The sequence below is a fragment of the Streptomyces sp. NPDC005263 genome (assembly GCF_042872365.1).
In the GTDB taxonomy this organism is placed as follows: Bacteria; Actinomycetota; Actinomycetes; order Streptomycetales; family Streptomycetaceae; genus Streptomyces.
In genome coordinates this window covers 234,218-257,267 of sequence record NZ_JBIAKJ010000004.1, presented here as the reverse complement: position 1 = coordinate 257,267, position 23,050 = coordinate 234,218, and the positions used below count along the sequence as shown (strand labels likewise).

General features: G+C 71.2%; 17 protein-coding genes. 13 read left to right on the top strand and 4 right to left on the bottom strand.

Annotated elements, in window-relative coordinates; translation table 11 throughout:
* Window positions 1–30: 30 nt before the first annotated feature.
* A complete protein-coding gene (locus tag ACFYRY_RS19690; RefSeq protein WP_389146832.1) occupies window positions 31–840 on the bottom strand; it encodes an SAM-dependent methyltransferase in 810 nt (269 codons plus the stop codon).
* Window positions 841–1,026: 186 nt separating this feature from the next.
* Between ACFYRY_RS19690 and ACFYRY_RS19685 the strand changes: the two genes are divergently transcribed.
* The 7 genes from ACFYRY_RS19685 (at window position 1,027) to ACFYRY_RS19655 (ending at window position 8,937) form a co-directional block, all read left to right on the top strand.
* Window positions 1,027–1,380, top strand: coding sequence for a hypothetical protein (locus ACFYRY_RS19685; protein ID WP_389146829.1), 354 nt, complete (start codon window positions 1,027–1,029; stop codon window positions 1,378–1,380).
* A 234-nt stretch (window positions 1,381–1,614) separates the two neighbouring features.
* Entirely contained in the window at window positions 1,615–3,858 is a 2,244-nt protein-coding gene (locus ACFYRY_RS19680; RefSeq protein ID WP_389146826.1) for an MMPL family transporter, read from the top strand.
* A complete protein-coding gene (locus tag ACFYRY_RS19675; protein WP_389146823.1) occupies window positions 3,836–4,411 on the top strand; it encodes a GNAT family N-acetyltransferase in 576 nt (191 codons plus the stop codon). Before ACFYRY_RS19680 ends, ACFYRY_RS19675 begins: the two co-directional genes overlap by 23 nt.
* A gap of 35 nt (window positions 4,412–4,446) precedes the next feature.
* On the top strand, window positions 4,447–5,040 hold the full coding sequence (locus ACFYRY_RS19670; protein ID WP_389146821.1) for a hypothetical protein: 594 nt from the start codon (window positions 4,447–4,449) through the stop codon (window positions 5,038–5,040).
* Window positions 5,041–5,236: 196 nt separating this feature from the next.
* A complete protein-coding gene (locus ACFYRY_RS19665; protein ID WP_389146819.1) occupies window positions 5,237–5,422 on the top strand; it encodes a hypothetical protein in 186 nt (61 codons plus the stop codon).
* Window positions 5,423–5,631: 209 nt separating this feature from the next.
* Window positions 5,632–8,715, top strand: a complete 3,084-nt coding sequence (locus ACFYRY_RS19660) for an AAA family ATPase (RefSeq protein WP_389148346.1) — start codon at window positions 5,632–5,634, stop codon at window positions 8,713–8,715.
* 33 nt (window positions 8,716–8,748) lie between these two features.
* Entirely contained in the window at window positions 8,749–8,937 is a 189-nt protein-coding gene (locus ACFYRY_RS19655) for a DUF6191 domain-containing protein (protein WP_389146816.1), read from the top strand.
* A 24-nt stretch (window positions 8,938–8,961) separates the two neighbouring features.
* Here ACFYRY_RS19655 and ACFYRY_RS19650 read toward each other — a convergent pair whose 3' ends face one another.
* A complete protein-coding gene (locus ACFYRY_RS19650) occupies window positions 8,962–10,119 on the bottom strand; it encodes a PQQ-dependent sugar dehydrogenase (RefSeq protein WP_389146813.1) in 1,158 nt (385 codons plus the stop codon).
* Window positions 10,120–10,248: 129 nt separating this feature from the next.
* Window positions 10,249–11,247, bottom strand: a complete 999-nt coding sequence (locus tag ACFYRY_RS19645) for an aldo/keto reductase (RefSeq protein ID WP_389146811.1) — start codon at window positions 11,245–11,247, stop codon at window positions 10,249–10,251.
* Window positions 11,248–11,323: 76 nt separating this feature from the next.
* Between ACFYRY_RS19645 and ACFYRY_RS19640 the strand changes: the two genes are divergently transcribed.
* The 6 genes from ACFYRY_RS19640 to serA all read left to right on the top strand — a co-directional run bounded on the left by ACFYRY_RS19640 (window position 11,324) and on the right by serA (window position 21,337).
* Window positions 11,324–12,277: a 2-hydroxyacid dehydrogenase gene (locus ACFYRY_RS19640; protein ID WP_389146808.1), complete on the top strand. Its 954-nt coding sequence runs from the start codon at window positions 11,324–11,326 to the stop codon at window positions 12,275–12,277.
* A 497-nt stretch (window positions 12,278–12,774) separates the two neighbouring features.
* Entirely contained in the window at window positions 12,775–15,780 is a 3,006-nt protein-coding gene (locus ACFYRY_RS19635) for a putative bifunctional diguanylate cyclase/phosphodiesterase (protein WP_389146805.1), read from the top strand.
* A gap of 243 nt (window positions 15,781–16,023) precedes the next feature.
* The gene (locus ACFYRY_RS19630) at window positions 16,024–17,874 is read left to right on the top strand and encodes an acetolactate synthase large subunit (RefSeq protein ID WP_389146802.1); all 1,851 of its coding nucleotides are present in this window, start codon (window positions 16,024–16,026) and stop codon (window positions 17,872–17,874) included.
* 20 nt (window positions 17,875–17,894) lie between these two features.
* Window positions 17,895–18,422, top strand: a complete 528-nt coding sequence (ilvN, locus tag ACFYRY_RS19625) for an acetolactate synthase small subunit (RefSeq protein WP_030667415.1) — start codon at window positions 17,895–17,897, stop codon at window positions 18,420–18,422.
* Between the two features lie 120 nt (window positions 18,423–18,542).
* Window positions 18,543–19,544 carry a ketol-acid reductoisomerase gene (gene ilvC / locus ACFYRY_RS19620; protein ID WP_389146798.1) on the top strand — a complete coding sequence of 334 codons (1,002 nt, stop codon included), beginning with the start codon at window positions 18,543–18,545 and terminating at the stop codon, window positions 19,542–19,544.
* Window positions 19,545–19,747: 203 nt separating this feature from the next.
* On the top strand, window positions 19,748–21,337 hold the full coding sequence (serA, locus tag ACFYRY_RS19615; protein WP_389146795.1) for a phosphoglycerate dehydrogenase: 1,590 nt from the start codon (window positions 19,748–19,750) through the stop codon (window positions 21,335–21,337).
* 118 nt (window positions 21,338–21,455) lie between these two features.
* Here serA and ACFYRY_RS19610 read toward each other — a convergent pair whose 3' ends face one another.
* Complete coding sequence (locus ACFYRY_RS19610; RefSeq protein ID WP_389146792.1) at window positions 21,456–22,991, bottom strand: MFS transporter; 1,536 nt, start codon at window positions 22,989–22,991, stop codon at window positions 21,456–21,458.
* Window positions 22,992–23,050: the final 59 nt, after the last annotated feature.

The window sequence follows — 23,050 nt, the reverse complement described above, 5'->3', positions numbered from 1 at the left end:
CGGTCGCGATGCGTCCCCCCGGGTGTGTGATCACAGGCGGCGGGCCACCACACGCGCGAAGCCCAGGGCGCGGCCCTCGTCGGCCCGCACCAGCCCCACCGACTCACGGGCCATGTCGGCCATCCACGGGTAGGGGCTCTCCTCGGCGCAGACCTCGCTCCACAGCAGCCAGTCCTTCCAGCCGTCCGTCAGCCAGTCGGCGGTCTCGACCTCCACGGCCCCGCTGCGGGTCCAGTGGCGCCGCCACCAGGCGGGGGAGTGGAAGGCCCAGAACCCGGGGTCCCAGAACGGCTTCAGATGCGCCGGCGGCTCGTCGCCCGCCGGTTCCTCCCGCAGCGCGGGTACCACGACACCGATCCGCCCGCCCGGCTTGAGCAGCCGGGTCAGCGTGGGCAGATACAGGTCGGCCGTGCCGAAGTACTGGTACGCGTCGATGCTCACCACCGCGTCGAAGCTGCCCTCGGCGAACGGCAGGTCGTGCGCCTCGGCGTGCACGGGCAGCACCCGGTCGGCGACGCCCGCCTCGGCGATGCGTACGGCGTTCTCGTCGGGCTTCACCCACAGGTCGGCCGCGGTGACCTGGACGTCGTACTCCTTGGCGAGGAACACGGAGGTCATGGCGCGGCCGCAGCCGAGGTCGAGGACGCGCGCGCCGGGGCGCAGGTCCTCCAGGCCGAGGGCGGGCGCCAGCCACTCCAGCAGCCACAGCGCGTGCGGGCCCATCTGGTTCTCGATGGTCCAGCGGGCGTCGTAGCGACTGCTGCGCGGGCAGCGCGGGTGGGTCAGCCGGCTGGTGAGGTCGTCATTCGAGGTCGTGATGTCGGGTGAGGTGTCGGACATCGGTGAACGGGCTCCTTGAGTCCTCCGTAGGGAAAGTTGATGCGTAGGAGCTCGGTCGGACCTTCAAACAATGCACCTGCTTCGGTCGGCGGCGATGTGCCGCATACGACGGACGCCGGGACGCTAGCAGTGCGCCGCACCGCCGCGCACCCCCTTTCTCCACCGGAGGCGCTCCTCCCGCCCGCCATGAGCGGACGGGGTGATTCCGAAGCATCCGCAGCATCCGCAGCATCCGTGACTTCCGAGACGTCCGAGGCCCCTGAGGGCATGACGGAGGACTTCGCGGATCCGGTCGAGGACGCGCGGCGGGCCCGCTGGACGGCGGCCGGGACCGGGGTCCTGCTCGCCCTCGCGGGCCTGGCCGCGTCGATGCTCCGCCTCACCGGCCCCGCGCCGGCGTTCGTCCCCGCCGCCTACGCGGTCGGCGCCGCCGTGTGCGCGCTCGCGTCGGTCCTGGGCTCGCGGGGACGGACCCGACGGGCCCTGTGGCTGCTCGTCGCCGGTGTGATGGTGATGGCGCTGGGCGACCAGTTCGACTGACCTGACGGACCATTCGACCGACCTGGCAGAGCGACCTGACAGAGCGACCGTTACTGTCCTGTGATCTGGCTCCCATTCTTGTGAATAAGCGCACGAACGCCGTAAACGATCTCCTCCGGCTGCGACAGTGGTCGTCACATTGCTCATGCGTTCTTTGCGGGTTGTTCACTCCATCACGTGTCATGGACGTCTTTTCCCGGTCAAAGATCCATACGGTCCCCTGGGAGCACGTTCGTGGCAGCCCTCGCACGCTGGTGTGTCCGACGACGTCTTGTCGTCGTCCTGCTGTGGCTCCTCGCGCTCGGCTCGGTCGGTACGGCCGCCGCGATCACCGGCTCCGCCTACTCGAACGACTACCAGGTCCCCGGCACCGAGTCGGGCCGCGCCACCCAGCTGCTGCGGGACGGCTTCCCGGACCTCGGCGGTGACAGCGACACCGTCGTCTGGCACACCACGTCCGGCACCGTCCGCGCCCCCGACGTCGAACAGACCATGACCCGCGCCCTCCACCGGATCGAGGCGGTGCCCGGCGTCGCCACCGTGTCCGGCCCCTACGACACCCAGGGCGGCGGCCGGATCAGCGCGGACGGGCACACGGCGTACGCCACGGTCACCTTCGACGAGCCGGCCGAGCACATCGACGTGTCGGAGGCGCGGGCCGTGGTCCGGGCGGCCGAGGACGCCGAGTCCGGCGACCTGCGGGTGGAGCTCGGCGGCAGCGCGATCGCGCTCACCGAGTCGTCCGGCGGGCACCTCGCGGAGGTGGTCGGCGTGGTCGTCGCCGCGGTGGTGCTGTTCCTCGCCTTCGGCTCGCTCGCCGCGTCGCTGCTGCCCATCGCCACCGCGCTGGTGAGCGTCGGCGCCGCGTACGCCGGCATCGTGCTGCTCGGACACGTCATGACCGTCGCCGACTTCGCGCCCATGCTCGGCATGCTGATCGGGCTCGGCGTCGGCATCGACTACGCGCTGTTCATCGTCACCAGACACCGGCGCGGCCTGAAACGGGGCATGTCCGTCACCGAGGCGGCCACCAACGCGGTCGCCACCACCGGACGGGCGGTCGTGTTCGCGGGTGCCACCGTTTGCATCGCGCTGCTGGGGATGCTGATCCTCCGGCTCGGCTTCCTCAACGGCGTCGCGATAGCCGCCTCGCTGACCGTCGTCCTGACCGTCGCGGCCTCCGTGACCCTGCTGCCCGCCCTGCTGTCCCTGATCGGTCCGCGCGCCCTCAGCCGGCGCGAGCGGCGCCACCTCGCGGAGCACGGGCCGCAGCCCGAGCTGCCGACCGGGTTCGCCGCCCGCTGGTCGGCGTTCGTCCAGCGCCGTCCCAGACTGCTCGGCGGACTCGCCCTGGGCGTCATCACCCTCCTCGCGCTGCCCACCTTCTCCCTCCATCTGGGCAGCTCCGACCAGGGAAACGACCCACGGACATCGACCACCCGACAGGCCTACGACCGCCTCGCGGAAGGCTTCGGACCCGGCGTGAACGGGCCCCTCACCCTGGTCACACACGTCGACGGGGCCGAGGACAAGCTCGCCCTGGACAACCTCGACACCACCCTGCGCGGCACCGAGGGCGTCGCGTCGGTGACCCCGGTGACGTACGACACCGGCGGCGACACCGGGTACCTCACCGTCATCCCGGAGTCCTCCCCGCAGTCGAAGAGCACCAGTGACCTCGTCGACCGGCTGCGCACCGAGGTGCTTCCCCGCGCCGAGACCGGCACCTCCCTCGACGTGCAGGTCGGCGGGGTGACGGCAGGCTACGACGACTTCGCCCACGTCATCGTGGGCAAGCTGCCCCTGTTCGTCGGCGTCGTCATCGGGCTTGGCTGTCTGCTGCTCCTGCTCGCCTTCCGGTCCGTCGGCATCCCGCTGAAGGCCGCCGCGATGAACGTGGCCGCGGTCGCCGCCGCCTTCGGTGTCGTCGTCGCGATCTTCCAGTGGGGCTGGGGCAGCGAACTGCTGGGGCTGGGGCGCGCGGGCCCGATCGAGCCCTTCCTTCCCGTGATCATGGTCTCCGTACTCTTCGGCCTCTCCATGGACTACCAGGTGTTCCTGGTCAGCCGGATGTACGAGGAGTGGCTGGAGACCGGCGACAACCGGCGGGCCGTCCGCGTCGGCCTCGCCGAGACCAGCCGGGTGATCAACTCCGCCGCGGTCATCATGATCTCCGTCTTCCTCGCCTTCGTGCTCAGCGGCGACCGGGTGATCGCCATGTTCGGCATCGCGCTCGCCGCCGCCGTCGCCCTCGACGCCTTCGTGCTGCGCACGCTCCTGGTGCCCGCCCTGATGCATCTGCTCGGCGGCGCCAACTGGTGGCTGCCGCGCTGGCTGGACAGCCGTCTGCCCCGCATCAGCATCGAGCCGCCGGAGTGCCGCGCCGCCCATGAGAGGCTGGCCGCTTCGACGGACGCCGAGGTGGCGGACGTACTGGCGAAGGAGCAGCAGCGGGATGTACGCGATATCCCTGGGTGAGGACGGAGCCGAACTGCGCCCCCTGGAGCCCTGGCACGCCGAGGAGTTCCTGGCGCACCTCGACCGGGGACGCGAGTTCATCAACCGCTTCATTCCGTTCGGTGAGAAGGCCACCGACCTGGACGGCGCCCGCGACATGCTCCAGCGGTACGCCGACCTGCGCGCCGCCGACAACGCGTCCCTGCACGGGCTGTGGCTGGACGGGAAGCTCGTCGGCGGGGTGCTCTTCCTGAACTTCGACGCGGAGAACGGCAACTGTGAGGTCGGCTGCTGGCTGGAACCCGCCGGCACCGGACACGGCCTGGTCACCCGGGCGATGCGGGTACTCCTCGACTTCGCGATCGAGCGGCGCGGCATGCACCGGGTCGAGTGGATCGCCGCCGTGGACAACCACTCCAGCCTGAACGTGGCCCGGCGCCTGGGCATGTCCCGGGAAGGCGTCCGGCGGGCGAGCTACCCGCACCACGGGGTACGGCTGGACCTCGAGGTGTGGTCCATCCTCGCTCCCGAGTGGCGCGCGGCGCGGGCGCGTGGCCCTCACAGCGATCATTAAGGAACTTCTCAGACGGGATCCGTACGGTGCGCACCATGGGAACCAAGACAGCTGACGAGACCGGCGCCAAGACGGGTGCCGAGACCACGACCGACGAGGAGAAGGTGCACGTCACCAAGACCGACGCGGTGACCGAGACCGCGACCGGCGCCGAAGCCGCCGACGACACCACGGCCGACGACACGGACGCGGACGTCGCCGAGGGCGTCACCGAGGCCGGGGCCGCGAGCGAGGGTCCCACCGGAATCGGCCAGGGCGCGGGCGCCGTCGTCTCCGCCGCGCTCGGGGTCGTGTCGCTGACGGGTGGATGGATCTCCACGGTCGCCTCCGCCCGCGCGACGCTCGACGGTCAGCTGCACATGTCGCAGACCGCGAGCGTCGCCGCTCAGATCAAGGTGTACGGCGACGCCTGGCACGCCGCCGCGCTGTGGGGCGGCGTCTTCGCGCTGCTCGCGCTGGTCGTCGGTGTCGTGGTGCTGGCCCGTCCCGCGTTCGGCGCCCCCGGCAGGCCGCAGGCCACGTGGATCAAGTCGGTCTCCTGGGGCGGTGTCGCCCTCGGCGTCATCGGCCTGCTGCTGGCCGTCCTCAAGTACACCGACATCCTGCTCGGACTGCCGTCCGCCGGCTGAGTCACCGCAGCTCCTGAGGGGCCTTAGGGAATCCGTGAGTACCTTACGGAGCTCCCTGAGGCCCCTCCCGCACATCTAAGGCCTCGTCCCTCGCCGAAGATGCGGAACTCTCCCGATGTGGCGCACCCCCCTGGGAGACGAAGGTTGAGGCATCGCACCGAGCGAAGCCGAAACCGACCTCCCCGAGGGACACACCATGTACGAGTACGAGCTCCAGCAACTCCGTTCCGCCGAACTGATCCACCGCGCCGATCAGGAGCGCCTGGCCCGCCGGGCCGTCCTCGGCGACCGCGCCGCCCGCCGCGAAACGGCCCGACGCGCCGCCGAGACCGATCCGCATACCGGCCACCCACGTCGACACCGGTTCGCCCGCACCGCGTGAGTGCCCGGGCGGGGACGGGTGGACGTACGCCGCCGCCCGTCCCCGTGCGCTTGGGGGCCCTCGAAGTGCCGCCGACGGACCTGGCGGCAGCACGTGCGGCGCCGAGGGACCCGGCGGCAGCAGGTGCCGCGCCGACGTATCCGGCCGCAGCGGGTGCCGCACTGCCGGACCTGTCGAAAACAGGTGCCGCGGTGTCAGACGCACGTGCGATGCTCGGCACCGTGGAGACCAGGTCCGTCAGTCCCGTGTTCGTCGGCCGCACCGATGAACTGGACACGCTGAACGACGCGCTCGTCCGTGCCGCAGCGGGCGAGCCGCAGGCGTTACTGCTCGGCGGCGAGGCCGGGGTCGGCAAGACCCGCCTCGTCGAGGAGTTCGCCACCGCCGCCTGCCGCCGGGGTGCCGTCGTCGCCCTCGGTGGCTGCGTCGAGATCGGCGCCGACGGGCTGCCGTTCGCCCCCTTCTCCACCGCGCTGCGGGCCCTGCGCCGGGAACTGCCCGACGAACTCGCCGCCGCGGCCGCCGGCCAGGAGGAGGAACTGGCCCGGCTGCTGCCCGAACTCGGCGAGACGGGCCCCGGACGGCACGACGAGGAGGGCATGGCCCGCCTCTTCGAACTCACCGCCCGGCTGCTGGAACGCGTCGCCGCCGACCGCACGGTCGTCGTCGCCCTGGAGGACCTGCACTGGGCCGACGCCTCCACCCGCCACCTCCTCGCCTATCTCTTCCGCACCCTGCGCACCGGCCGCCTCGTCGTCCTCGCCACCTACCGCGCCGACGACATCCACCGCCGCCACCCACTGCGCCCCCTGCTCGCCGAACTCGACCGGCTGCGCACCGTACGTCGCATCGAACTCGGCCGCTTCAACCGCACCGAGGTCGGACGCCAGATCGCCGGCATCTTCGCCTCCGAACCCGACCCGGCCCAGGTCGACGACATCTTCGAACGCTCCGACGGCAACGCCTTCTTCGTCGAGGAACTCGCCGTCGCCGCCCACGAGGGAAGCCGCACCGGCCTCACCGACTCCCTGCGCGACCTGCTCCTGGTGCGCGTCGAGGGACTGCCCGAGAGCGCCCAGCGGGTCGCCCGGATCGTCGCCGAGGGCGGCTCCACCGTCGAATACCGGCTGCTCGCCGCCGTGGCCCGGCTCACCGAGGACGACCTCATCGAGGCCCTGCGGGCCGCCGTGGGCGCCAACATCCTGCTCGCCGCGCCCAGCGGAGACGGCTACCGCTTCCGCCACTCGCTGGTCCGCGAGGCCGTCAGCGACGACCTGCTGCCCGGCGAACGCTCCCGCCTCAACCGCCGCTACGCCGAGGCCCTGGAGGCCGACCCCACGCTCGTCCCCGCCGGCGAACGGGTGATGCGCCTGGCCAGCTACTGGTACCACGCCCACGACGCGGCCAAGGCCCTGCCCGCGGTCCTGGACGCCTCCGTCACCGCCCGCCGCCGGCACGCCTACTCCGAACAACTGGGGCTGCTGGAACGCGCGATGGAACTGTGGGACACCTCCCCCGAGGACGTCCGCGCACGCCTGCGCCCCGTCGACTACACCGAGGTCTATCCGCCGTGCGGCTGCGACCCCGCGACCACGCCGCTGCGCTACCTCGACCTGATGGCCGAGGCCGCCGTCGCCGGACGGCTGTGCGGGGAACGCGAACGCGCCCTGAAGATCATCAAGCGGGCGCTGCGTCTGCTGGGCGACGAGGGCGACCCGCTGCGCGCCGCCTGGTTCTGGACCCAGCGCTCCCGCCTCGTCCAGGCGCAGTCCCGCGGCGACGGCTGGGCCGAACTGGCCACCGCCCAGGACCTCGTACGCGGCCTGCCCCCTTCACAGGTGCACGCCGAGGTCCTCGCCAGCGTGGCCAACTGGTCCATGGTGCACGCCCCCGGCCCCGACGCCTTCACGGCCGCCGAACGCGCCGTGGAGTACGCGCGGATGCTCGGCGTCCGTGACACCGAGATGAACGCCCGCCTCACGCTCGGCGGCCTCATGGTCGAGGCCGGTGACGTGGCGGCGGGCCTCGCCGAGATGTCCGAGGTCAAGGACCGGACGGTCGAGTACGGCATCTCCGCCATCGCCGGCCGCGCCTATGTGAACCTGCCCGACGCCCTCGAATCCGTCGGCCGCTCCAAGGAGGCCGTGCCGGTCATGGAGGAGGGACTCGCCCACGTCCAGAGGTTCGGTCTGCTGGACGCCGAGGCCTGGATCTGGGGCAACCTCGCCGAGACCCTCTACTCCCTGGGCCGCTGGGACCAGGCCGCCGAAGCGGGCACCAAGGCCGAACACGTCGGCCAGAGCGCCAAGCCCCGCGGCTTCCACGCCACCCTCCGCGCCGAACTCGCCCTCAACCGAGGGGACCTGGCCGCCGCCGCGAGAAATCTGACCGCCGCCCGCGGCCACTTCGGGAACCACGACCGCGCTCCCCAGCACGAACTGCCCCTGGTGCGCATCGCGATCGGCATCGCCGCGGCCGAGGGCCGCCTCCTCGACGCCCGCGCCGAACTCGCGCGCGCCCTGGACGCCGGCTTCCCGCCCGGCACCCAGCGCTACGTCTGGCGGATGCTGCTCGCCTCGGCCGCCGCGGAAGCCGACGCGCGCGACCTGCCCACCGTCGCCCCCGGCCGCCCCGAGATCCTCGAACGCATCCGCGCGACGGCCAAGACCTTGACCACCCATGTCCCGGTATGGCAGGCCTACGAACACTGGGTCCGCGCCGAGCTGCTACGAGCCGAGGGCGCCGCCCGCGCGGACATCTGGGCGGAGGTCGTCACCGCCTTCGAAGCCCTGGAGCGCCCCTACGACCTCGCCCGCGTCCGGCACCGCCTGGCCGAGGCCCTGCTGCTGTCGGGGGACAGCGCCGACGACCGCGACCGCGCCACGGAACTGCTGCGCCTGACCCACGCCACCGCCGAACACCTCGGCGCGCGTCCCCTCGCCGAATCCACCGCCCGCCTGGCCCAGCGCGCCCGCCTCGGCCTCACCGGCCCCCGGCCCCTGAACGGCGGCCGGACCGCCACCGACGGCGGGGCCGACACCGGCACCCCGGACGACCCGGCCCGCGCCCTCGGCCTCACCGGCCGGGAACGCGACGTCCTGCGCCTGGTCTCGGCCGGCCGCACCAACCGCCAGATAGCCGAGGTGCTGTTCATCTCCCCGAAGACGGCCAGCGTCCACGTCTCGAACATCCTGGGAAAGCTCGGCGTCGCGGGCCGGGGCGAGGCGGCGGCGGTGGCACACCGACTGGGACTGTTCGCGGCCGACATCTCGCAGGTGCCGACCTCCGGCTGAGGCGTACGCTGCAAGAGACGGGCAGGAGGCGCCGTGTTCAACATGTTCGAGGAACTGTTCGCACCGGGCCGCAAGCACACCCACGACGAGCAGAACCGGCTGGAACTCACCCGGGAGGACGTCGGGGACGGCGATCCCGGGCGCGGGCCGATAGACCTCACCTCCGGGAAGGTCGTCGTACGGCCGCCGAAACCGGACGAGGAGTCCTCCTCGCAGGAGTGAGCGCCGGGGCCGGGGCCGGTGCCCTCAGCTGACCTGTATCTCCAGGATCCGGTCGTCCCCGTCCTTCGGGGTTCCGCGGCCGTCCGTGTTGCTGGTCACCAGCCACAGCTTGTCGCCGCCCGCCGCGACCACCGTGCGCAGCCGGCCGTACTCGCCCTGGAGGAAGGCCTGCGGGTCGGCCGAGGCCGCCGTGCCCTTGAGGGGAACGCGCCACAGACGCTGGCCCTTCAGGCCCGCCATCCAGACGGAACCCTTGGCGTAGGCGATGCCGCTGGGGGAGGCGTCGTCCGTGTGCCACTGGGACACCGGGTTCTGGAACTCGGAGTTGTCCGACCTGCCCTCCGCGTCCGGCCAGCCGTAGTTCCCGCCGGGCTTGATCGCGTTCAGTTCGTCCCAGGTGTCCTGGCCGAACTCGGAGGCGAACAGGCGCTGCTTGGAATCCCAGGCCAGACCCTGCACATTGCGGTGACCGTACGAGTACACGGGGGAGTCCGGGAAGGGGTTGCCCGGCGCCGGTTCGCCCTCCGGTGTCAGCCTGAGGATCTTGCCGCCCAGGGACTTGGTGTCCTGGGACAGACCGGTGTCCCCGCTCTCGCCCGTGCCCGCGTACAGCATCCGGTCCGGGCCGAAGGCGATCCGGCCGCCGTTGTGGATCACGCCCTTGGGGATGCCCTTGAAGATCGTGTCCGGCGCGCCCAGTTGCTCGCCGGACGGCTTCTTCTCGTCGTACAGCATGCGGACGACGCGGTTGTCCGAGGCCGAGGTGAAGTAGGCGTAGATCATGTGGTCCGCGGCGTAGTCCGGGGAGATCGCGATGCCCAGCAGGCCGCCCTCGCCCGCCGGGGAGACCCCCGGCACCTCACCCAGCCCGGTCTTCTTGCCCGACTGCCCGTCGACCCGGGTGATCGTGCCCTGGTCGCGGGACGAGACGAGCAGGTCGCCGTCAGGGAGCGGGGCCAGGCCCCAGGGGGTGTCGAGGCCTTCCGTGACGGTGCGTACCACTTTCACCGACCCCTTGGCCGGGGGCGCTGTCTCCGCGGATTCCCGGGAGGACGACGCCCCCGGGGCCGTACCGCTCGCAGGGGCGCTGCCGGCGCCGGCCGACGGTCCGCCGCCGCCTCCGTCGTCGGACGAGCATCCGGCCGTCAGCAGGAGAGCGGCTGCGGCCAACACGGCCGACACAGCTCGATGTTGCACGATGTGGTCCCTTCGACGGGCGGTCTCGCGGCAGCTTCTCCTTGTCAAACACCGCTCGCGCCTCGTGGGTTCCCCAGCGCCGTGATGTCCGCCCGTCGCGACGCCTGCCAGGCCCTAGTCCCAGGATCCCTGCGCCCGCGGCAGTGCCGCCACCTCCGCCAGGTCCTGTGCCGTCAGCCGCAGGGTCGCCGCCCGTGCGTTGTCCGTCACCCAGCGCTCCTGCTTGGCGCCGGGCACCGGGACCACATGCCTGGCCTGGGCGAGGACCCAGGCCAGAGCCACCTGGGCCGGGGTGACGTCCGCGCCGTGGCGGCGGGCCACCCGGCGCAGGCCGGCCACGATCGGCTGGTTCGCGGCCATCATCTCGGCGGTGAAACGGGGATGGCGGGCCCGTACATCGTCCCGTTCGAAGCCCTCGCCGGGAGTGAGCGTGCCGGTCAGGAAGCCGTTGCCGAGCGGCATCGCGGCCAGGAAACCGATGCCGCGGGCCTCGCACCACGGCAGCAGCGACCGCGTCGCCTCCGGCGACCACACAGACAGCTCGGCCTGCACCGCGCTCACCGGGAAGACCTGCTGCACTCTCCGCAGCTGCCGGAGCGTCGCGTCGTGCAGATCGCCCCCGGACCGGCGCCCGTCCCGGGCACCCATCGCGCACAGACCCAACGACCGCACCTTTCCGGCCCGGACGAGGTCGGCCATCGCACCCCAGGTCTCCTCGACCGGAACCTCGGGGTCCGCTCGGTGCAGCTGGTAGAGGTCGATGACGTCGGTCTGCAGTCGGCGCAGGGAGGCGTCGCAGGCACGTCTCACATAGCCGGGGCGGCCGTTGGCCACGATGTGCTGCTCGCCCACCAGCAGACCGACCTTGGTCGACACGAAGGCGTCCTGGCGCCGTTCCTTCAGCGCCCGGCCGATCAGCAGCTCGTTGGTGAACGGGCCGTACATGTCGGCCGTGTCCAGGAGCGTCGAGCCCAGGTCCAGCGCCCGGTGCACGGCCCTGATCGACTCCTCGCCGCGCTGCCGTGACCCGCTGTACGCCCAGCTCATCGGCATGCACCCGAGTCCGACGGCTCCCACCGTGAGCGCCGCCGCGCCGATCGTCCTGCGCTCCACCTGCTCGTGACCCTCCCTCTCCTGGCCCCCCAACCTAACCTCTGCGCTGCCGCGTCCCTGACATAGCCTCCTGACCATGACTGCTGCTGATGTGTGGCTCCCCGTCCCGCCGGACGAGATCGAAGGACTGCCCGGGAGCGTGAACTACCGCTTCTGGAACGGCGAGGAGGACTTTCCCGCCGACCCCGCCGACTGCGTCTACTACGTGGTCCCCTACATGAAGCCCGCCGAGGTCGTCCTGCGGCCCGTCCCGCGCCTGAGTTCGGTGCAGGTCGTGCAGACCTTGTCGGCCGGTACCGACGTCATCGAGCCGGGCCTCAAACACCTGCGCCCCGGCGTGCGGTTGTGCAATGCCCGCGGGGTGCACGAGGCGAGCACGGCCGAACTCGCGCTCACGCTCACCCTCGCCTCGCTGCGCGGCGTACCGGGCTTCGTCCGCGCCCAGGACCGGGGGGAGTGGCGCGGCGGGTTCCGGCCCGCGCTGGCGGACCGCAACGTCCTCATCGTGGGATACGGCTCGATCGGATCGGCGATCGAGGACCGGCTCGTTCCGTTCGAGGTAGCGCGGGTGGCGCGCGTCGCGCGCTCCCAGCGCACCACGGCGCGCGGACCCGTGCACCCACTCACCGACCTTCCCTCCCTGCTGCCGGAGGCGGACGTCGTGATCCTTTCCACGCCGCTCAGCGAGACCACCCGCCACCTGGTGGACGCCGACTTCCTGGCCCGCATGAAGGACGGCGCGCTGCTGGTCAACGTGGCCCGCGGCCCCGTCGTCGACACCAAGGCGCTGCTCGCCGAGCTGGACAGCGGCCGCCTCACCGCCGCCCTCGACGTCACCGACCCCGAGCCGCTGCCCCCGGGCCACCCCCTGTGGCACGCGCCCGGCGTGCTCATCAGCCCCCACGTCGGGGGGCCCACGTCCGCGTTCCTGCCCCGCGCCAAGCGGCTCCTCGTGGACCAGTTGAACCGATTCGTGAACCGGGAGCCGCTGCGCAACGTGATCCTCACGACGGGCGCGACCGGCGCCTGACGCCCACGGCTCGAGCCCCACGCGTGCGATCCGCGCGAGGGGCGCGACAGGCGCACAGTCCGGTTCCGGCACCCTGCGCAACCTTCCGGACGCGGTGGGTACCCGCATCTCCGCTGGTCGTCACGGAGCGTAGAGGAACTATGTCCCTGAGTGACGAGACTGGTGTATCGTCCCGACAGGGGCTGCGCCGTGCACCGTTCGGCGCCGGGGATGGATTGCAGACTGTGAGGGGGGCGACGGGCGATGCACGGCCTATGGACGAACGATCCGACGCGGCGAGGCCGCCGGCGACGACCCTGGAACACGGCCGCGCGCGGCCATCACGGCAGCTGTCACGACGGCCACGCCGGACCCCACAGCCACCGCCGTCACGGCCATCACCAGCACAGCGACGGCCATCGCAGCCACCACCGCGGGCACAGCGGCCGCGACAGGCACGCGCACCCAGCGCACCTGGACCCGAGGGACCCCAGGGCGGCGCGGACCGGGAGGGCCTGGTGAGTTCGCCCCTGTCGTCCACGACCACCCTCGACTCGGCGCCGCAGGTCCGGCGCGCGCCCGGGGCGTCACCGACCCGCCCACCGGCTTGCCGCAGCGGATCGAGCACGGCCCGCCAACTCCTCCTGGCCCTGGTGTGCGCGGGTTACGCCCTCGGTTCCGCGCTCGGCTGGGGCTCCCGCGAGGTCGCCCTGATCATGGGGGACTTCGGGCTGAGCGCCGCCGCGGGAGCCGGGGCCGTCTCCTGCTTCCTCTACGCCCGCAGCCACCGGGTCCGCTTTCGATGCGCGTGGCTGCTGTTCGCCCTCTCCTCGACGATGGCGTCCCTGGGCAACCTGGTCTGGGGGTGGTACGAGGTCGTCCTCGGTGTCGAGGTGCCCAGCCCCAGCTACGCCGACCTGTTCTTCCTGTGCTTCGCGCCGCCCGCCATCGTGGGCCTGCTGGTCCTCGCCAAGCGGCCGGCCACCAAGGCCGGTTGGGTCTGCCTCGGCCTGGACGCCTGGCTGATCGGCGGCTCCCTGCTCACGCTGTCCTGGAGTCTCGCCCTCGCGCAGGCGGCCAGGTCCGAGGGATCGAGCGTGTCGCACGCCGCGCTCTCGCTGGCCTATCCGCTGCTGGACATCGCCCTGGTCAGCATGGTGCTCGCCCTGCACTTCAGGCGCTCGGCGGTGAACCGTACGGCGGTCAACACCGCGATCGGGGCGCTCGCCCTGACCGTGATGTGCGACGCGCTGTTCACCTCGCCCCTGCTGCATCACGCCTACCGCTCCGGCCAGCTGCTCGACGCGGGCTGGTTCGCCGGCTCGCTGCTCCTCGCCTACGCACCCTGGGCCGCTTCGGGCTCCGGAGCCGACGCCGACCGGGTGCCCCCGGTTGGGGGCACCCGAGTGGTGCGCGAACACCTGCCCGGACAGCGTCCCGGCCCGCACCACCACCCGGCCGCACAGGGAGGTGACCACGGCCGGTACCCGACCGCCCGGCCCATCGCCGGCTCCCTGGCCGCCCTCACGCCCTACCTCGCCGCCGCCGTCTGCACCCTGGGGATCCTCTACAACGTCCTCAACGGCCGCAGCGTCGACCGCGTGGTGCTGCTCACCGGCGGCACGGTGGTGCTCGCCCTCGTGGTCCGCCAGGGCATCATGCTGCTCGACAACATCACCCTGACCCAGGAGCTGGCGCAGCAGGAGAACCACTTCCGCTCCCTGGTGCAGGGCTCCAGCGACGTCATCATGATCGCCGCGCCCAACGGCATCCTGCGCTATGTCTCCCCGGCCGCCGCCGGGGTGTACGGGCGCCCGGCCGAGGAGCTCGTCGGCACGGAACTGGCCGGACTCATCCACCCCGAGGACCTGGGCTGCGTGGTGCACGAGGTGCGCCGCTTCCTCGCCGCCAGCCCTCTGGAGGAACCCACCACCCGCATCGAATGCCGCTTCCGGTCCGGTGAGGGGGGCTGGCTCAACGTCGAGTCCACGGTCAACCGTCACCAGGGCGGCCTCATCTTCAACAGCCGGGACGTGACCGAGCGGGTCCGACTGCAGGCGCAGCTCCAGCACAACGCCGAGCACGACCCGCTGACCGACCTGCCCAACCGTGCCCTGTTCACCCGGCGTGTCCAGCAGGCCGTGTCCGGCCGCCGTTCCTCGGACCGGGGGGCCGCGCTGCGCGGCACGGCCGTCCTCTTCATCGACCTGGACGGCTTCAAGGGCGTCAACGACACGATCGGGCACCAGGCCGGCGACGAGCTGCTGGTCCAGGCCGCCCGCAGGCTCCAGGACGCCGTCCGGCACGGGGACACCGCGTCCCGGCTCGGCGGCGACGAGTTCGCGGCCCTGATCGTCGGTGACGGAACCCGCGACCGCTCCGCCCGCGAACGTCACATCCTGGAGCTCGCCGACCGCCTCCGCACCAAGCTCGCGCAGCCGTTCTTCATCGACGGCAACGATGTCCGGGTCAACGCCTCCATCGGCGTGGCCTTCGCCGAACCGGGCCTGGGCGCGGGCGAACTGCTGCGTAACGCGGACCTCGCGATGTACCGCGCCAAGGCGGGCGGCAAGGGCCGAGTCGAGCTGTACGCCCCGCAGATGCAGCAGGACGTCGTACGGAAGGCGGAGCTGGCCACGCGGCTGCGGGCAGCGCTGCACGACGGCGAGTTCACGCTGCTGCACCAGCCGGTGGTGTGCCTTCAGGACGGCCGGATCACCTCGGTCTCCGCCCAGGCGCGCTGGCGCTCCTCCCAAGGCGTGCTGTTCACGCCCGCCGAGTTCCTGCGGGTGGCCGAGGACAGCGACAAGACCGCCGAACTGGGGCGCTGGATGCTGGAGGAGGCCGTCGAGCAGGCGGCCGAGCGAGCGGCCGCCGGGCTGTCCGTGCCGGTGGCGGTACGGATGAGCGCGCGCCGGCTGCTGGACCGCTCGATGCCGCTCGGCTCGACCGAGGCCCTGCTGACCCGGCACGCGCTGCCGTCCGGTTCCCTGGTGATCGAGCTGTCCGACATCGACCCCCGGGTCTCCCTGGACGAGCTGGAGCGCCGGCTGAGTGCGTTGCGCAGGCTCGGGGTCCGTATCGCCCTGGACGGTTTCGGAAGCGGATACGCGGCCATCACCGCCCTGCGGCGACTCCCCGTCGACGTCCTCAGGCTCGACCGCGGTCTGGTCGAGGGGGTCGCCGAGTCCGCGCGGCTGCACAAGATCACCAGTGGGCTGCTGCGGATCGCCGGGGATCTCGGGTTGCAGTCCGTGGCGGACGGCGTGGACCTGCCGGAGCAGGTCGTGGCGCTGCGGGCGATGGGCTGCACCCATGGGCAGGGCAACGCGTTCTCGGGTCCACTGGACGAGCACCGGCTGCGCCGGGCGCTGAGTTCGGGCCACTGTCCGGTGCCGCACGGCCCGGCCGAGCCCGCGTTCGCGGGCGGCGGCGCGGCGGTGTACACCCAGGGCGTGACCGCGGTGCTCGGCAGCGGCACGGTCCTCCGCTCACATAATGAGACTCCTGTCCCACCTACTTGACAGTGGGTGCGTGCCGGGGGGAGGGTCAGTGCCATGCGCACCCGAATTCTCGTACTTGGAAAGCGCGTCGGCTGACGCTGGTGACGTCCGGACGGACCCGGAACTCCCAGCGACCCCACCCGGCGCGCTCCCCTCGCTTGCCTTATGGCACGAGGGGTTTTTTGTTGCACAGGCACCTTCCGTGCAGCAGATGAAAACCGCACAAACTTCGCAAAAACCCTCAGCATCGAGAAGAGAATGCCGATGACCGAGCAGGCCAACGGGGCCCATCACCCGCAGCCGCGGCCCCGTTCCGGAGGACAGCAGTCCGCACCCGAGCACGTCACGGGTGCGCAGTCCCTCATCCGCTCTCTCGAGGAGGTCGGGGCCGACACGGTATTCGGCATTCCCGGCGGTGCCATCCTTCCCGCGTACGACCCCCTGATGGACTCCACCCGGGTGCGTCACGTCCTGGTCCGCCACGAGCAGGGCGCGGGCCACGCGGCCACCGGTTACGCGCAGGCCACCGGCAAGGTCGGCGTCTGCATGGCGACCTCCGGCCCCGGCGCGACCAACCTGGTGACGCCGATCGCGGACGCCCACATGGACTCGGTGCCGCTCGTGGCGATCACCGGGCAGGTGGCCTCCAAGGCGATCGGCACGGACGCCTTCCAGGAGGCGGACATCGTCGGCATCACGATGCCGATCACCAAGCACAACTTCCTGGTCACCAAGGCCGAGGACATCCCCCGGGTGATCGCGCAGGCGTTCCACATCGCCTCCACCGGCCGGCCCGGCCCGGTCCTGGTCGACATCGCCAAGGACGCCCTCCAGGCGCAGACGACCTTCTCCTGGCCCCCGGTCATGGACCTGCCCGGCTACCGCCCGGTGACCAAGCCGCACGCCAAGCAGATCCGCGAGGCCGCCAAGCTGATCACCGCCGCGCAGCGGCCCGTCCTGTACGTCGGCGGCGGCGTCCTGAAGGCCAAGGCCACCGCCGAGCTGAAGGTCCTCGCCGAACTCACCGGAGCGCCCGTCACCACCACCCTGATGGCGCTCGGCGCATTCCCCGACAGTCACGAGCTGCACGTGGGAATGCCGGGCATGCACGGTGCGGTCACCGCCGTCACCGCGCTGCAGAAGGCCGACCTGATCGTCGCCCTCGGAGCCCGCTTCGACGACCGCGTCACCGGCAAGCTGGACAGCTTCGCCCCGCACGCCAGGATCGTCCACGCCGACATCGACCCGGCCGAGATCGGCAAGAACCGCGCCGCGGACGTGCCGATCGTCGGTGACGCCCGCGAGGTCATCGCGGACCTGGTCCAGGCCGTGCAGAAGGAGCACAGCGAGGGCCACCGGGGCGACTACAGCGCCTGGTGGAAGGACCTCAACCGGTGGCGTGAGAACTATCCCCTGGGCTACGACCAGCCGGCCGACGGATCCCTCTCCCCGCAGCAGGTCATCGAGCGCATCGGCCAGCTCGCCCCGGACGGCACGATCTTCGCCGCGGGCGTCGGGCAGCACCAGATGTGGGCCGCCCACTACGTCCAGTACGAGAACCCGGCGTCCTGGCTGAACTCCGGCGGCGCCGGAACGATGGGCTACGCGGTCCCGGCCGCGATGGGCGCCAAGGCCGGCGCGCCCGGACGGACCGTCTGGGCGATCGACGGCGACGGCTGCTTCCAGATGACCAATCAGGAGCTCACCACCTGCGCCCTGAACAACATCCCGATCAAGGTCGCCATCATCAACAACGGCGCCCTCGGGATGGTCCGCCAGTGGCAGACCCTCTTCTACAACCAGCGCTACTCCAACACCGTGCTGCACAGCGGCCCCGGGGCGGACGGCAAGCAGCCCAGCGCGGGCACCCGGGTCCCCGACTTCGTGAAGCTGTCGGAGGCCATGGGCTGCTACGCGATCCGCTGCGAGTCGCCGGACGACCTCGACAAGGTCATCGAAGAGGCGAACTCGATCAACGACCGCCCGGTCGTCGTGGACTTCATCGTCCACGAGGACGCGATGGTGTGGCCGATGGTCGCCGCCGGCACCTCCAACGACGAGATCATGGCCGCCCGGGACGTCCGCCCCGACTTCGGCGACAACGAAGACGACTGAGCGAGGAAGACCCAAGAGACATGTCCAAGCACACGCTCTCCGTCCTGGTGGAGAACACCCCGGGCATCCTGGCCCGGATCGCCGCCCTGTTCTCCCGTCGCGGCTTCAACATCGACTCGCTCGCCGTCGGTGTCACCGAGCACCCCGACATCTCCCGCATCACCATCGTGGTGAGCGTCGTCGACGAGCTGCCGCTGGAGCAGGTGACGAAGCAGCTCAACAAGCTCGTCAACGTGCTCAAGATCGTCGAGCTGGAGCCCGGCTCGGCCGTCCAGCGTGAACTCGTTCTGGTGAAGGTGCGCGCCGACAACGAGACACGCTCCCAGATCGTGGAGATCGTCCAGCTGTTCCGCGCCAAGACCGTGGACGTCTCCCCGGAGGCCGTCACCATCGAGGCCACCGGCTCCAGCGACAAGCTGGAAGCCATGCTGAAGATGCTCGAGCCGTACGGCATCAAGGAACTAGTGCAGTCCGGCACCATTGCGATCGGACGCGGAGCCCGTTCGATCACGGACCGGTCGCTGCGCGCCCTGGACCGGTCGGCGTAAGACGTCGGAGACGGGCGGTCGGTTTCGTCGGCCGCCCGTATACCGAGACCCCGAAACTTCCCTTCCGCCCTCCGTCATACGGTGGGACGCAACACCTGCACACCAAGGAGAGAACCCAAAGTGGCCGAGCTGTTCTACGACGCCGACGCCGACCTGTCCATCATCCAGGGCCGCAAGGTCGCGGTCATCGGTTACGGCAGCCAGGGCCACGCCCACGCGCTGTCGCTCCGTGACTCGGGTGTCGACGTGCGTGTCGGCCTGCACGAGGGCTCCAAGTCCAAGGCGAAGGCCGAGGAGCAGGGCCTGCGCGTGGTGAGCCCGTCGGAGGCGGCCGCCGAGGCCGACGTCATCATGATCCTCGTCCCGGACCCGATCCAGGCCCAGGTCTACGAGGAGCACATCAAGGACAACCTGAAGGACGGCGACGCGCTGTTCTTCGGCCACGGCCTGAACATCCGCTTCGGCTTCATCAAGCCCCCGGCCGGCGTCGACGTCTGCATGGTCGCCCCGAAGGGCCCGGGTCACCTGGTCCGTCGCCAGTACGAGGAGGGCCGCGGCGTTCCCTGCATCGCGGCCGTCGAGCAGGACGCCACCGGCGACGCCTTCGCGCTGGCCCTGTCGTACGCGAAGGGCATCGGCGGCACTCGCGCCGGCGTCATCAAGACGACCTTCACCGAGGAGACCGAGACCGACCTGTTCGGTGAGCAGGCCGTCCTGTGCGGTGGCACCGCGGCTCTGGTCAAGGCCGGCTTCGAGACCCTGACCGAGGCGGGCTACCAGCCGGAGATCGCCTACTTCGAGTGCCTGCACGAGCTGAAGCTGATCGTCGACCTCATGTACGAGGGCGGCCTGGAGAAGATGCGCTGGTCGATCTCCGAGACCGCCGAGTGGGGCGACTACGTCACCGGCCCGCGGATCATCACCGACGCCACCAAGGCCGAGATGAAGAAGGTCCTCGCCGAGATCCAGGACGGCACCTTCGCCCAGGCCTGGATGGACGAGTACCACGGCGGCCTGAAGAAGTACAACGAGTACAAGACCCAGGACTCCGAGCACCTCCTGGAGACCACCGGCAAGGAGCTGCGCAAGCTCATGAGCTGGGTGAACGACGAAGAGGCGTAAGCCTCGGTGAGGCGGGGCCGGCTTTCTCGTCCGAGTGATCCTTTCTCAGGACTGCGTGAGACGGCCCCCGCCGCGCCACTACACTGCCGTACTACATACGCGTCAGGCCCACAGCGTCGTGCGTCTTCCACGCGGCTAGCACCCTCCACCGCCTGCGGCCGTCGGGACGGCCGTCCGCACGCTATGGACTTGTGAGGACTCACGTGAGCTCGAAACCTGTCGTACTCATCGCTGAAGAGCTGTCGCCCGCGACTGTCGACGCGCTCGGCCCGGACTTCGACATCCGGCACTGCAACGGCGCCGACCGGGCCGAGCTGCTGCCCGCCATCGCCGATGTCGACGCGATCCTGATCCGTTCGGCCACCAAGGTCGACGCGGAGGCCGTCGCCGCCGCGAACAAGCTGAAGGTCGTCGCACGAGCCGGCGTAGGCCTGGACAACGTCGACGTCTCCGCCGCCACCAAGGCCGGAGTGATGGTCGTCAACGCCCCCACCTCCAACATCGTGACCGCCGCCGAACTGGCCTGCGGTCTGCTGCTCGCCACCGCGCGCTACATTCCGCAGGCCAACACCGCGCTGAAGAACGGCGAGTGGAAGCGCAGCAAGTACACCGGTGTGGAGCTCGCGGAGAAGACCCTGGGTGTCGTCGGCCTCGGCCGCATCGGCGCCCTCGTCGCCCAGCGGATGTCCGCCTTCGGCATGAAGGTCGTCGCGTACGACCCCTACGTCCAGCCTGCCCGGGCCGCGCAGATGGGCGTGAAGGTCCTCTCCCTCGACGAGCTGCTCGAGGTCGCCGACTTCATCACCGTGCACCTGCCGAAGACCCCCGAGACCCTGGGGCTCATCGGTGACGAGGCGCTGCACAAGGTCAAGCCGTCGGTGCGGATCGTCAACGCCGCGCGTGGCGGGATCGTCGACGAGGAGGCGCTGTACTCCGCCCTCAAGGAGGGCCGGGTCGCCGGTGCCGGTCTCGACGTGTACGCCAAGGAGCCCTGCACGGACTCCCCGCTCTTCGAGCTCGACCAGGTGGTGTGCACCCCGCACCTCGGCGCGTCGACCGACGAGGCGCAGGAGAAGGCCGGTATCGCCGTCGCCAGGTCGGTGCGGCTCGCCCTCGCCGGTGAGCTGGTCCCGGACGCGGTGAACGTCCAGGGCGGTGTCATCGCCGAGGACGTCAAGCCCGGTCTGCCGCTCGCCGAGCGCCTCGGCCGCATCTTCACCGCGCTCGCGGGCGAGGTCGCGGTCCGCCTCGACGTCGAGGTGTACGGCGAGATCACCCAGCACGACGTGAAGGTGCTGGAGCTGTCCGCCCTCAAGGGGGTCTTCGAGGACGTCGTCGACGAGACGGTGTCGTACGTCAACGCCCCGCTGTTCGCGCAGGAGCGCGGCGTCGAGGTGCGGCTGACCACCAGCTCGGAGTCCAGCGAACACCGCAACGTCGTCACCGTGCGCGGCACGCTCGGCAACGGCGAGGAGGTGTCGGTCTCCGGCACGCTGGCCGGCCCGAAGCACCTGCAGAAGATCGTCGCGGTCGGTGACTACGACGTCGACCTCGCGCTCGCCGACCACATGGTGGTGCTGCGGTACGAGGACCGGCCCGGTGTCGTCGGCACCGTCGGCCGGGTCTTCGGCGAGGGCGGGATCAACATCGCCGGTATGCAGGTCGCCCGGTCGGCGGCCGGCGGCGAGGCGCTGGCGGTGCTGACCGTCGACGACGCGGTGCCCGCCGGTGTGCTGGCGGAGGTCGCGGAGGAGATCGGGGCGACGTCCGCGCGTGCGGTGAACCTCGTCTGAGGGGTTCGTTGCCTCTGGGGGCTGCCGCCCCCGGACCCCCGCTTCGGCCCTGAACGGGCCTTGTCCTCAAACGCCGGACGGGCTGAGAAACCTCAGCCCGTCCGGCGTTCGACGTTCCTCAGACCGTGGCCTGCTCCGCCTCCGGCGTCTTCGGCGCCTCCCGCACGCTGACCTGCCGCAGGGTCACCGCCGCCAGCACCGCCGCTCCCGTCAGCACCACCGCACCCGCGATCGCAGCGCCCTGCATCCCACTCGTGAACGCCTCCCGCGCGACCGCGGCCAGGCCTGGGACCCGATCCGCCACCGACAGTGCCCCGCCCAGCGTCTCGTGCGCCGGAGCCGGCGCCGAGGCCGGGATCGCGTGGCGGTAGATCGCCGTGCCGATGGAGCCGAGGACGGCCATGCCGAGGGCGCCGCCGAACTCCGTGCCGGTCTCCATCAGCGAGGACGCGGTGCCCGCCCGCTCCACCGGGGCGGTGCCCATCGCGAGGTCCATGATCTGGGACATCACGATGACGGCGCCGACCGCGAGGACGGCGCAGGACACCAGCACCAGCCACATCGAGTCCGTCCCGGCGAGGGCCAGCAGCGCGAAGCCGCCCGAGGCGATCGCGAAGCCCGCGGTGACCACGTGGGCACGGTCGACGCCCCGTTGGACCAGGGTGGTCGCGACCGGCGCCGCGGCCCCGATCGGCACCGACGGCAGCAGCGCCCACAGGGCCGCCTCCAGTGCGCTCTTGCCGAGCACCGACTGCAGGTACTGCGTGGTGAAGTAGGCCGACCCCATGATCCCGAACGCCGAGACGAGGTTCAGGGCGACGGACGGCGCGAAGCCGCGGCCGCGGAACAGTGCCGGGTCGATCATCGGCGAAGCCGCGGTGCGCTGGCGGTGCACGAAGAGGACCGCGAAGAGCAGACCGACGGTGATCGAGACGACGTAGCCGGCGTGCCAGCCCTCCGAGGGGATCTCCTTCAGTCCGTAGATCACCGGAAGCACCGCGGCCATCGACAACGGGACGCTCAGCCAGTCGAAGCGGCCGGGCGCGGGGTCCTTCGACTCGGGCAGCAGGATCGGGCCGAGCACCAGCAGCAGTGCCATCGCGGGCAGGTTGACCAGGAAGACCGAGCCCCACCAGAAGTGCTCGACGAGCACGCCGCTCATCACGGAGCCGAGCGCGATGCCGGCGGTCATCACGCCGGACCACAGGCCGATCGCCTTCGCCCGCTGGCCCGGGTCGGTGAACATGGCGCGCAGCAGCGCCATCGTCGACGGCATCAGGGTGGCGCCGCCGATGCCGAGGATCGCGCGGGCCGCGATCAGGGTCTCGGCGCTGTTCGCGTACGCCGCGACCAGGGAGGCCGAGCCGAAGGCGGTGGCGCCGATCAGGAGCAGCCTGCGGCGGCCGATGCGGTCGCCCAGCGAGCCCATCGTCATCAGCAGGCCGGCCAGCACGAACCCGTAGATGTCGAAGATCCACAGCTGCTGGGTGCCGCTCGGTTCCAGGTCGGCGCTGATCGCCGGGATGGCGAAGTAGAGGACCGAGACGTCCATCGAGACCAGCATCAGCGGCAGCATCAGCACGCCGAGGGCGGTCCATTCACGGCGCCCGGCTCGGGCGGGAGGCGGGGTGGTGCTCGTCGGATTCGAGGTCATGCCGAGGAATGTACGCACGTCTTAAACGCTTGTCTAGAACGATTGTGTAATACGTACGT